The sequence below is a fragment of the Bradyrhizobium sp. PRIMUS42 genome, assembly GCF_023006515.1.
In the GTDB taxonomy this organism is placed as follows: Bacteria; Pseudomonadota; Alphaproteobacteria; order Rhizobiales; family Xanthobacteraceae; genus Bradyrhizobium.
In genome coordinates, this window is record NZ_JALBGZ010000169.1 from 1 (window position 1) to 9,982 (window position 9,982).

13 protein-coding genes and 1 pseudogene are annotated in these 9,982 nt (G+C 63.7%); 4 read left to right on the plus strand and 10 right to left on the minus strand.

Annotation, left to right across the window (positions count from 1 at the left end; all coding sequences use genetic code 11):
- Window positions 1-124 precede the first annotated feature (124 nt).
- The 7 genes from MOV75_RS15200 to MOV75_RS15230 form a co-directional block, all read right to left on the minus strand.
- Entirely contained in the window at window positions 125-1,393 is a 1,269-nt protein-coding gene (locus MOV75_RS15200) for an AAA family ATPase (RefSeq protein ID WP_246926135.1), read from the minus strand.
- On the minus strand, window positions 1,390-2,124 hold the full coding sequence (locus tag MOV75_RS15205; RefSeq protein WP_246926134.1) for a CpaD family pilus assembly protein: 735 nt from the start codon (window positions 2,122-2,124) through the stop codon (window positions 1,390-1,392). The genes MOV75_RS15200 and MOV75_RS15205 overlap by 4 nt, the downstream gene beginning before the upstream one ends.
- A 20-nt stretch (window positions 2,125-2,144) precedes the next feature.
- Window positions 2,145-3,620, minus strand: a complete 1,476-nt coding sequence (locus tag MOV75_RS15210; RefSeq protein WP_246926137.1) for a type II and III secretion system protein family protein — start codon at window positions 3,618-3,620, stop codon at window positions 2,145-2,147.
- 11 nt (window positions 3,621-3,631) lie between these two features.
- Window positions 3,632-4,429 carry a Flp pilus assembly protein CpaB gene (cpaB, locus tag MOV75_RS15215; RefSeq protein ID WP_246926133.1) on the minus strand — a complete coding sequence of 266 codons (798 nt, stop codon included), beginning with the start codon at window positions 4,427-4,429 and terminating at the stop codon, window positions 3,632-3,634.
- A 128-nt stretch (window positions 4,430-4,557) separates the two neighbouring features.
- Entirely contained in the window at window positions 4,558-5,082 is a 525-nt protein-coding gene (locus MOV75_RS15220; protein ID WP_246926132.1) for a prepilin peptidase, read from the minus strand.
- A 123-nt stretch (window positions 5,083-5,205) separates the two neighbouring features.
- Window positions 5,206-5,346 (minus strand): hypothetical protein, encoded by a 141-nt coding sequence (locus tag MOV75_RS15225; RefSeq protein WP_246926139.1) that lies wholly within the window; start codon window positions 5,344-5,346, stop codon window positions 5,206-5,208.
- 74 nt (window positions 5,347-5,420) lie between these two features.
- The gene (locus MOV75_RS15230) at window positions 5,421-5,585 is read right to left on the minus strand and encodes a Flp family type IVb pilin (RefSeq protein WP_027544253.1); all 165 of its coding nucleotides are present in this window, start codon (window positions 5,583-5,585) and stop codon (window positions 5,421-5,423) included.
- A 269-nt stretch (window positions 5,586-5,854) separates the two neighbouring features.
- Here MOV75_RS15230 and MOV75_RS15235 point away from each other — a divergent pair, with 269 nt between their 5' ends.
- From MOV75_RS15235 to MOV75_RS15250, 4 genes are all read left to right on the plus strand, one after another.
- Complete coding sequence (locus MOV75_RS15235; protein WP_246926128.1) at window positions 5,855-6,682, plus strand: sterol desaturase family protein; 828 nt, start codon at window positions 5,855-5,857, stop codon at window positions 6,680-6,682.
- A 155-nt stretch (window positions 6,683-6,837) separates the two neighbouring features.
- Window positions 6,838-7,335 (plus strand): pilus assembly protein N-terminal domain-containing protein, encoded by a 498-nt coding sequence (locus MOV75_RS15240; RefSeq protein ID WP_246926126.1) that lies wholly within the window; start codon window positions 6,838-6,840, stop codon window positions 7,333-7,335.
- 234 nt (window positions 7,336-7,569) lie between these two features.
- Window positions 7,570-8,151: a TadE/TadG family type IV pilus assembly protein gene (locus tag MOV75_RS15245; protein WP_246926124.1), complete on the plus strand. Its 582-nt coding sequence runs from the start codon at window positions 7,570-7,572 to the stop codon at window positions 8,149-8,151.
- 23 nt (window positions 8,152-8,174) lie between these two features.
- Window positions 8,175-8,789, plus strand: a complete 615-nt coding sequence (locus MOV75_RS15250) for a TadE/TadG family type IV pilus assembly protein (RefSeq protein WP_246926121.1) — start codon at window positions 8,175-8,177, stop codon at window positions 8,787-8,789.
- A gap of 102 nt (window positions 8,790-8,891) precedes the next feature.
- Here MOV75_RS15250 and MOV75_RS15255 read toward each other — a convergent pair whose 3' ends face one another.
- The 3 genes and pseudogenes from MOV75_RS15255 to MOV75_RS15265 all read right to left on the minus strand — a co-directional run.
- On the minus strand, window positions 8,892-9,104 hold the full coding sequence (locus MOV75_RS15255) for a cold-shock protein (RefSeq protein ID WP_194404462.1): 213 nt from the start codon (window positions 9,102-9,104) through the stop codon (window positions 8,892-8,894).
- Between the two features lie 267 nt (window positions 9,105-9,371).
- The gene (gene infA / locus MOV75_RS15260; protein WP_008131890.1) at window positions 9,372-9,659 is read right to left on the minus strand and encodes a translation initiation factor IF-1; all 288 of its coding nucleotides are present in this window, start codon (window positions 9,657-9,659) and stop codon (window positions 9,372-9,374) included.
- A gap of 24 nt (window positions 9,660-9,683) precedes the next feature.
- Window positions 9,684-9,982: pseudogene (locus tag MOV75_RS15265) on the minus strand (RNA helicase); the annotation flags it as partial.

Consider the following 9,982-nt stretch of genomic DNA (forward strand, 5'->3'; position numbering starts at 1 on the left):
CGCGCGACACCGTCGGCGCCGGAGCCTGGGCAGGCTCGGGCGACACGGCGCCGGGCTTGGGCGCCCGAAGGTCGGTGTCTGTTCCGCTACGCTTACCAAACACTTAACAACTCCATGCGGTGGCTTATTTTCCCCGCAACTTGTCAATCAGGGGTGAAAACAGGGACGACTTTTGTTTCTTGGTCTCGCTGCGGCCGGTCAGGCGCTGGGCGATTTGAAGGAACATCTCGATCGACTTGTGGTTGGCGGAGATCTCCGCGATCATCTGGCCGTTGTTGGCCGCCGAGCCGAAGATGTGCGGCTCGAACGGGATCGAGACGATCGGCTGGCTCTCGATGGCCTTGGCGAACTCCGCGGCGGCGATTTCGGGTCGCTTCGGCACGCCGACCTGGTTCAGGCAGTAGAGCGGCGGTCGGTCGTTGGGACGCGCGGCCTTCAGCAGATCGAACAGGTTCTTGGTGTTGCGCAAATTGGCGAGGTCGGGAGCGGCCACGATCAGGATGTCATCCGCTCCAATCAAGGCGCGCTTGGTCCAGCCCGACCATTGATGCGGAATGTCGAGCACGATGCACGGCATGGTGGAACGCAGCGTGTCGAATACCGAGTCGAATGCGTCGGTGCCGAAATCATAGACCCGGTCGAGCGTCGCCGGCGCCGCCAGCAGGCTGAGATGGTCGGTGCATTTCGACAGCAGGCGGTCGATAAAGGCGGTGTCGACGCGATCGGGTGAGAACACGGCGTCGGCAATGCCCTGCGGCGGATCCTGGTTGTAGTCGAGCCCGGCGGTGCCGAAGGCGAGGTCGAGATCGGCGACGACGGCGTCCATTGCGAGGTCGCGCGCGATCGCCCAGGCGACATTGTGGGAGATGGTGGAAGCCCCGACGCCGCCCTTGGCGCCGACTACGGCGATGATGCGGCCGACCGCCTTGGCTTCCGGCGCCGAGAACAGGTTGCAGATCGAGCGCACGACGTCGATCGCGCCGACCGGCGCGAGCACATAGTCACTGACGCCGCGGCGCACCAGCTCGCGGTAGAGCGTGACGTCATTGATGCGGCCGATCACGACCACGCGGGTGCCGGCGTCGCAGACGGTGGCGAGCTGGTCGAGCCCGCCCAAGAGGTCGTTGCGGCCGTCGCTCTCGAGCACGATCACGTTCGGCGTGGGAGCCGAGCGGTAGGCTTCGACCGCGGCCGCCATGCCGCCCATCTGGATCTTCAGATGGGCCTTGCCGAGGCGGCGATCCTCGCCGGCCGACTGGACCGCGGCAGCAGTTTCCACGGTCTCGCAAAAGGCCTGGACGGAGACGCGCGGCGCGGGCGCAATATGCTCCTCGACCGGCGGAGGACCTGCTTCCGGCTGCTCTTCGTGTGTCTGGCGAGCGTAGCTGATCATTTGCCGGTGTCGCTGAGTTTGGCCTTGTCGGCGTCGGGATAGGTGGTCGATGTCGAGAGTCCCTTGCGATACTTCTCAAGACCGGTGATGCGTCGGGCCGTGTAGGACGGCGTTTCGGGCCGCGGCTGCTCAAGGTCCGACGGATTGTCGACCATCGCTGCGAGGTTGCGCTGATAGGCGCAGCCGTAATTGTAGTAATCCTTGTTCTCGAACCACCTCTTGTTCTTCATCGAAGGGCCGATGTCCTCCGGCCACAGGCCGCATGGACCCGCGACCGCGGCGATCTTGGAATAGGTGAGCCGGATCGGCGGCAGGAAACGTTTGTCTTCCGGCTGGTAGGGGTGAATGTTCACGCCGCGCGGCGGAACGCCTGCGCCCGCCAGCATCGCCTGGATTTCACGCATCGTGTCCGCAACCGGACGCGCGTTGGGCGTGCCGGAGGGCACGTCGATACGGATGGCGCCCGTACCTTCGTGCAACCATGCCGAGGCCACACCCATCACGTCCGCGCGCTGGGCGGCGGTCAATCCGCCGCGGGCATGGCCGACGAAGACGACGATCGAGCGGTTCTGCTCCTCGACCGCGATCGGATGGCGCTGCTTGTAGTCGTCGGGAATGGAGGCGGTGAGGACTTCGTCGTGCTGGCAGCCGCCGAGCGCCAGCGCCATGCCGACGAGCGCGCCACCGAGGCGGATGGCGCGTTTGCGAAGCTGGGGTGGTCTTGTGATCATCGTGAAGTCCCCGTTCCGCTTCAGTCGGTGATGAAGCCATAGGTGCCGCGGTAGTTTTTGGCCGGTTCGGTTCGGCCAGGCACGCCATAGATCCGGTTGATGTTGCCGATCAGCTGAGCCTGCGGATCCGCCGGCGGGGCAAAGCCGTCATCCGGTCGCGACAGATCCTTCGGCGCCACCGCGCGAACGACGTAAGGCGTTACGATCACGACGAGCTCAGTCGCGTTGTTGACGAAGTCGCGGCTGCGGAACAGCGTGCCGAGGATCGGGAGCTGCATCAGTCCCGGCAGTCCGCTGACCGCCTGCTTGGTCTGCTGCTGGATCAGGCCGGCCATCGCCATTGCGCCGCCGGAGGGAATTTCCAGCGAGGTCTCCGCGCGGCGGGTCCTGATCGAGGGCACCGTCAGCGAGTTCACCGACGTCGAGGTCACCGCCTGCGACAGCGTGATCGCGTTTTCGTTCGAAAGTTCGGAGACCTCGGTCATCACCCGCAGGCTGATCTTGCCTTCGCTCAGCACCACGGGGGTGAAGTTGAGCGAGATGCCGAACTTCTTGAAGCTGATCTGGGTGGTACAGACATGCGTGGTGGGATCGCACGCATAGCCTGCCGGGACCGGGAATTCACCGCCGGCGATGAACGTTGCCGATTCACCGGAGATCGCGGTCAGGTTCGGTTCGGCCAGCGTGCGGATCACGCCCGCGGTTTCCATCGCGCGCAGGGTGGCCTGCACCGACGGCGCGCCGCCGAACTTCGTGGTGAGATTGTTGCCGTCCACGAGGTTCTTGCCGAGAGCCGTGAACGGATTCGAGTTCGAGAAGCTCACCACGGAGGTGCCGTAGTTGAGGTTGGCGGTCAGGTCGATGCCGAGCTGCTTGACGATGGTGCGCTGGACCTCCGCCACCGTCACCTTGAGCATGACCTGGTCGCGGCCGCGGACCACGATCGAGTTCACCACCTTGTCGGCGCCGCCGGCCAGGCGCGCGGCGAGATCGTTGGCCTGCTGCGCTTCCAACGGGTTCGCCGCCGTGCCGGTCAGGATGATGCCGTCGCCGAGCCCGTCGATCTGGATGTCTGAATTGGGCAGGACCTGCTTCAGCGCGGCGCGCACGCCGTTGAGGTCGCGCTTGACCGCGATGTCATAGGCCGCAATCTGCTGACCGGCGGTATCGAAGAACACGATATTGGTCTGGCCGACCGCGGCGCCGATGATATAGGCGCGCTGCGCCGAGCGGACCACCGCATTGGCGATCTTGGGATCGGCGACCAGCACGTCCTTGATGTCGCGCGGCAGGTCGATCACGATGGACTTGCCGACGCCGAGCGAGAGGAAGCGCGCGTTCATCTGGCCGTCCGCTGCGGCCGACGCCACGGGGCGGTAATCGGCGGCGACCACGGGGGTCAGAACCGGGTTGAGCGCCAGCGCGACAGCGGCCGAAAACGACAGGGCGCGGACCATGGAGGTCCGCATCGTCGTCAAATCCACCCTGCATTTCATATCGACTGTCTTCATCGTGCCTTCGCCGTCTGACTTGGAATGCCGTAGCGAATGATCGAAACACCGTCCCGCTTCTGCGCGGAGTCATCGAGCGTGATTTCGCTCATCTTGACGTCGACGATGCTGCGCAGTGCCAGCGACAGCGTGCCGCTCTGGCGGGACGCCGAAAGCGTTGCGGTCTGCGCGGGATTGAGCTCGAGGGTGACGGTCTTGCCGACCACCGCGTTCTGGCCGTCCTTCTCCTTCGGCGCCTGATCGATGGCGAGGACGCGGATATTGGCCAGGATGATCTCGGAGGTGACGACGTCGGGGGCGCCGCTGCTCTGGTCCGGGTTCTTCAGCCGGCGCGTGAGTAGGACGTCGACGCGATCGTTGGGCAGGATGAAGCCGCCCGCGCCGGTCTCCGGCGAGATTTCGGTCGAGATCGCCCGCATGCCGGTGGGCAGGATTGCCGCCATGAAACCGGAACCCTCGGCCTTGACCAGCTTCTGGTCGCGAATCGGTTCGCCCTGAATGAAGGGCGCGCGCGCGATCGAACCGGCGACCTGGGTCGCGCCCTCGGGACGCTCGTTGCGGCGGATGAAGATGGCGCTGGCGGTCGCGGCCGGCCAAGTCTGCCATTGCACGTCTTCCAGCTTCACGGTCTGGCCGAGGCCGATGTCGTTCTTGGCCACGAGAACGTCGACGGTCGGGAGCTGCGCGACCGGGGCCGGAGGCGGCGCAGAATTGTCCGAGCCGCTCGCCAGGTACGCGGCGACGCCGCCGGCGCAGATGGCGACCGTCAGGACGACAATGCGTGCCCTATTCATACGCTTCACTTTCCAACAAAACGCCGCGACGCTGCCGCCGCCGTAATCGGCAGTTGACCAGCTATTCGTCAAAGCATGGTTAATGAGGCGTATCTAAATCGCCTTAGCGCCCGGTTTACCCAGTGCGTTCAGCGCAGTGCGAGGTGGGCGAGGTCGATCGCCTTCACCCATTCGGTCTCCGGGTAGACCATCAGCGCGCTCAGGGCGAGCGCGATGCCGTAGGGGATTCCGCTCTCCTTGGCGTGCAGCCGCGCGAGCCAGGCCTGACCCGCCAGCCCGTAGGGCAGCGGCCATTGCCGGAACTGGAGCAGGAGCAGCGTCAGCGCGCCGCCGAACAGCGAGGCGTAGAGCAGGAAGTTCATCAACTGCGCGAACCCGAACCAGAGCGCGACCGAGGCCGCGACCTTGGCGTCGCCGCCGCCGACCCAGCCCATCGCAAAGCAGGTGAAGGCCACGACCAGGAGAAGCGCGCCGGCACCGACATGACTCAGCATCTCGTAAGGTGCCATGCCACCGGCGAGGGCAAGTGCGAAGAAGCCGGCGACCAGCGCCAGCGACACACGGTTCGAGATCGTCATCGTGAAGAGATCGCTCGCGGCGGCGAACGCCATCAAGGCCGGGAAGAGCAGAAGGCGCGCAAGGTCGAGGATCATGGGCTGCGTCTTGAGGCCTGGGTTTGCGGCGGGAACTGGCGTCGGGCGATGCTAGCCGGCAGTGCTAAACAAACCGACAACGGCAGTATGGGTCGCGCGCGGCCGAAGCCGCCGAACGCGTGCTCACCAGAGGCTGGCAATGCGCGCGGCGAGCGCGACTGTTGCAAGCAGCAGGGCAAGGCAGACCCAATAGACCGGTGATCCGGCCTGCGCCGCCCCTGCCTCGTTCGCCGCGACCGCGGCATCGGTTCTGTACTCGCGCAACGCCACTGGAACTCGCCGTCTTCAAAAACAAAGGCCCCGGAGATCCGGGGCTTTTGCCGTCGTTCGTCGGTCGCTTACTTCAGCGACGTGCTGATCGAGGTGAACTTGGTGTTCAGCGTGGTGCCGAGATTGTTGACGACGGTGATGATGGCCAGCGCGATGCCGGCGGCGATCAGACCGTATTCGATGGCGGTGGCGCCGGATTCATCCTTCGCGAAACGTGCAATCAAGTTCTTCATGAACAAAACTCCATCTGGGGTGAAGATCGCCTCGTTCGGCGCCGTCTTTGACCCGATGACCATGAGAGCCGAGCTCTTTCGGTGGAGTTAATTCGATCAAGCAAACCCGTTTCTGGCGCGCTGCTTCCGCCCAAAGTGAATTTCGCCTTAAGGCTGCGGCTGCAATTCGCTCCGGTTCCAGATGCAGCGTGAGCGCGGCGGCGGCTTCACCCTCCCTTAAATCTAGCGGAGTAGGCGTAGGAGAACTGGAATCCGCAAGAGAGGCGACGATGTCGAGCCTGCCCATGCAAGTCGCCTTGATGCTCGGCGAGACCATCGTGAAGGTGATCCCGGTCACCTTCGCGCTCGCGGCCGTCTTCACCGTGCTCGAGCATTTCTGGGCTTGCAATCCCGGCGCGCCGTGGTGGCGCAAGCGGGAGATCATCACCGACATCTGTTACTGGTTCTTCGTTCCGGTGTTCGCCCGCACCATGCGGATCGGACTTCTGATCGTCGGCGCCAGCGCCATCTTCAACATCCACGATGCCGACGGGCTCATCGCCTTCTACGACAATGGCCACGGCCCGCTGGCGCAGCTGCCCCTGTGGGTGCAGGCTCTGCTATTCCTGATGCTGTCTGATTTCATGCTGTATTGGCTGCACCGGCTTTTCCATGACGGCGGCTTCTGGAAGTACCACGCCGTCCATCATTCGTCGGAGGAGATCGGGTGGATTTCCGCGGCCCGCTTCCATCCCGTCAATCTTATGCTCGGGACGATCAGCGTCGACGTCGTGCTGCTGATGGCCGGCATCTCCCCGAACGTCATGATCTGGGTCGGCCCGTTCACCACCTTCCATTCGGCCTTCGTGCACGCCAACCTGAACTGGACCTTCGGACCGTTCAAATATTTGCTGGCAACGCCGGTATTCCACCGTTGGCACCACACCTCGCTCGAAGAGGGTGGCAACACGAATTTTGCCGGGACGTTTCCGATCTGGGACGTGCTGTTCGGCACCTTCCGCATGCCGGCGGGGCAGCTGCCGCAGGACTACGGCAAGGACGAAGCGACCATGCCGAAGGAGTTCGGGGGCCAACTGGCCTATCCGTTCCGCCGCTAGGATTGGAATATCGGGCCGGAAACGCCAGTCCGTTCAAACAATAGTCGGCGAGTTTGCGGAACGTTCACGAATTAAGGGCAGGTTACCCGGGTCGGGCACTGGCTCCGCTGTATCTGGTCGCTTCTGCCGGTTTGTGATGTCCCGGGGGTAAGAGTATGCGTAAAGAATTGCTGCGCCGTCATGCGCGCGTCTGTCTTCTGGTTGCCGCCGCAGTGCTGGCATCGCCGGCTGCCGGCCTCGCCGAGCCCACCGCCGACACCATCGCCGTCAATGTCGACCAGGCCAAGCTGGTACGGCTGCCCGGCAAGGTAGCGACCATCGTGGTCGGCAATCCCCTGATCGCGGACGTCACCCTCCAGCCCGGCGGCATGATCGTCGTGACCGGCAAGGGCTACGGTGCCACCAATTTCATCGCGCTCGACCGGAGCGGCGAGATTCTGGTCGACCGCCAGATCCAGGTCGAAGGTCCGAGCGACCGGCTCGTCACCGTCTATCGCGGGATCGAGCGCGAATCCTACAGCTGCGTGCCGATTTGCCAGCGTCGTGTGACGCTCGGCGACAGCGACAATTACTTCAACAACACGATGAGCCAGGCCGGTTCGCTGAGCAGCAATGCCAGCGGCAACGCCGGTGCGGGCACCAAGTCCAACTAGCCAGGTCGACTGGCGGGTTGACCCGGGCAGGATCGCCTGAGTCCGCCAGGGCATTTTCCGGACTGTCAGGGCGAGGTCTCTCCGCGCGCGCCGTCTTCGATGCATGCGGGCGTGCATGGATAACGCATCCTTAACGATGCCGTCCGGCGGGCGTGAATCGCCTGCAACACTTAAACAATCAGTTTTAGCTATTGAACCAAGCAGAGGATCGCCGCTGCTGGGGAATTTGACGCGATGCCATCGCTTCCGCCTACGAGGTTCACGCTCCGGACAGCGCTATCCCGGTTTCATGGCAGCCGCCGCGGCTCCGCGGCGGTCGAGTTCGCGCTGGTCGCTCCGATTTTCTTCGCGCTGCTGTTCGCCATCATCGAGACGGCGCTGGTGTTCTTCGCAGGCCAGGTGCTCGAGACCGTCACCCAGAATTCGGCGCGTGCCATTCTGACCGGCCAGGCGCAAGCGCAGGGCGGCTCGGTGGCAGCCTGTCAGACCACGCCCAACGTGGTCGCGGCGTGCGATCAGACCACGTTCAAGACCTATGTCTGCAGCCAGATCCCGGCGCTCTTCGATTGCAGCAAGCTTTACGTCGACGTGGTGAGTACCAGTTCCTTCACGGCGCTGAACCTCACCAGTTACGGCGATTCCTGCAACTTCAATCCGACCGGCGTGCAATACAATCCCGGCAGCTCCAGCCAGGTCGTCGTGGTGCGGATGTTCTATCAGTGGCCGCTCTTCGTCACCGGCCTCGGCTACAACATCGGTTGCAGCAGCAAGCGACTGCTGGTCGCGACCGCTGCCTTCAAGAACGAACCCTTCTGAGGCAGATGGATCTGAGCGGACCAATGCAGGCGATTAAAAATTTCTCGAGGAATGCCCGCAGTTCGGTGCGCGACTTCGTCGCCGACAGCCGCGCGCTCGCGGCGACCGAATTCGCGGTCATCGTGCCGCTGATGCTGGTGATGTTCTTCGGTACCGTCGAATTCTCGTCGGCCGTGGCGATCGATCGCAAAGTCACGTTGATCGCACGGACACTGTCCGATCTGACATCGCAGTCGACGACGCTGACCGATTCCGACATGCAGAACGCGTTCACGGCGAGCATCTCGATCATCATGCCTTACGACGCTACGCTCGTGAAAGGCTCGATCTCCCAGATCTACATCGATGCCAACAGCATTGCCACGGTCCAGTGGAGCAAGGCCGGCACCATTGCGAGCGGTGCGACGCAAGCTACGCTGGCGACCTCGGCTCGGAAGGCCGGCGACAAGGTGACCAGCGAGCTTCCCTCGACGCTGTTGATTCCGTCGACCTACCTCATACTCAGCGAGGCAAGCTACACTTACACACCTTCCGTGGGTTACGTGTTGAAGTCGAGCATACCGCTGAGCGATCTGTCCTACACGCGGCCGCGCCAGGTCACCTGCGTTCCCTACAACGGCGTACCCTCCTCGTGCTGACATCCACGAGCAGGCCCTCGGAATGAAAAAGGCCGTGCGTTGCGCACGGCCTTTTTGTTTGCTTTGGCTGGCGCAAGCCGATCGGGCCAAGCGCCCGGCGGTTCAGCCTGCGTCGCGCAGGTTGTCCGCTGCCGACTTGCCGGAGCGGCGGTCGGCCACGATCTCGTAGGAGATCTTCTGACCTTCACGCAGCGTGCCGAGGCCTGCGCGCTCGACAGCGCTGATGTGAACGAACACGTCCTGGCCGCCATCGTCGGGCTGAATGAAGCCGAAGCCTTTGGTCGCGTTAAACCACTTCACGGTTCCCATGCTCACGGGGGTAGTCCCTTCTCAGATAACACAATGTTGGAGCCCGCTCGCGCAGGCCGGTTAGATCGAATTTTTGGAAGGGTCGTCAGCGTGTCTGAACCGGCTGTACCGGTGGATGCTAATGTCGTCCGGCCGAAAATCGATAAATTCATTTTATCGGAATTGAGGCCTCAAAACAATCCGGCCATGCACGATTTTTTGATCCGCCGCGAGGTCCACGGCGGATCGATAGGCTGGCCGGAATCTTGCTGCCGCTCGCGCGCCAGCAACCGCCTAACGACGGCGGAACTGGCCGCCGCGCTGGCCCGGACGAGGCGGTCCACCCACCCCGCTGGGACGTTCGTCCTTGTGGCGGAAAATCAGCCGGCCCTTCTCGAGGTCATAGGGCGACATTTCCACCGTCACGCGGTCGCCCGCCAGCGTCTTGATGCGGTTCTTCTTCATCTTGCCGGCGGTATAGGCAACGATCTCGTGTCCGGCGTCGAGCTGCACGCGGTAGCGGGCGTCGGGGAGGATTTCGGTGACCAGTCCTTCGAACTGGATCAGCTCTTCCTTAGCCATGTGGGTGTCTCCAGTCGTGGACTGTTAGTTCGAATGAGGATTGCGGTTCGGTCGGCCGTTGGGGCGACTCTCGCGACGCAAAAAGGCAACGCCTTGTATTCCATCAGGCTTGCCGGCGCTATGCGCGGGACGCTGTTCCGACCGATCGGCGGGTGAGGAGTTCATCTTACCACCGGAACCGCGGTGGCGGCGAGACCCCTTGGAGGCCTTGTGGCCTTCACCGGGCCTGCCATCAACAGGTCTGCCCTCGCCATGGCGTCCTTCGCCGGGCCGTCCGTCGCCCTGCCTGCCGGCGCTATGATGGCGTCCGTCGGCATGCCTGT

Coding starts and splice junctions, on each gene's coding strand:
- MOV75_RS15200 (WP_246926135.1), bottom strand. CDS start 1,393: ATGATCAGCTACGCTCGCCAGACACACGAAGAGCAGCCGGAAGCAGGT.
- MOV75_RS15230 (WP_027544253.1), bottom strand. CDS start 5,585: ATGAAGAACTTGATTGCACGTTTCGCGAAGGATGAATCCGGCGCCACC.
- MOV75_RS15240 (WP_246926126.1), top strand. CDS start 6,838: ATGCGTAAAGAATTGCTGCGCCGTCATGCGCGCGTCTGTCTTCTGGTT.
- MOV75_RS15245 (WP_246926124.1), top strand. CDS start 7,570: ATGCCATCGCTTCCGCCTACGAGGTTCACGCTCCGGACAGCGCTATCC.
- cpaB (WP_246926133.1), bottom strand. CDS start 4,429: ATGAATAGGGCACGCATTGTCGTCCTGACGGTCGCCATCTGCGCCGGC.
- MOV75_RS15235 (WP_246926128.1), top strand. CDS start 5,855: ATGTCGAGCCTGCCCATGCAAGTCGCCTTGATGCTCGGCGAGACCATC.
- MOV75_RS15205 (WP_246926134.1), bottom strand. CDS start 2,124: ATGATCACAAGACCACCCCAGCTTCGCAAACGCGCCATCCGCCTCGGT.
- infA (WP_008131890.1), bottom strand. CDS start 9,659: ATGGCTAAGGAAGAGCTGATCCAGTTCGAAGGACTGGTCACCGAAATC.
- MOV75_RS15210 (WP_246926137.1), bottom strand. CDS start 3,620: ATGAAATGCAGGGTGGATTTGACGACGATGCGGACCTCCATGGTCCGC.
- MOV75_RS15250 (WP_246926121.1), top strand. CDS start 8,175: ATGCAGGCGATTAAAAATTTCTCGAGGAATGCCCGCAGTTCGGTGCGC.
- MOV75_RS15220 (WP_246926132.1), bottom strand. CDS start 5,082: ATGATCCTCGACCTTGCGCGCCTTCTGCTCTTCCCGGCCTTGATGGCG.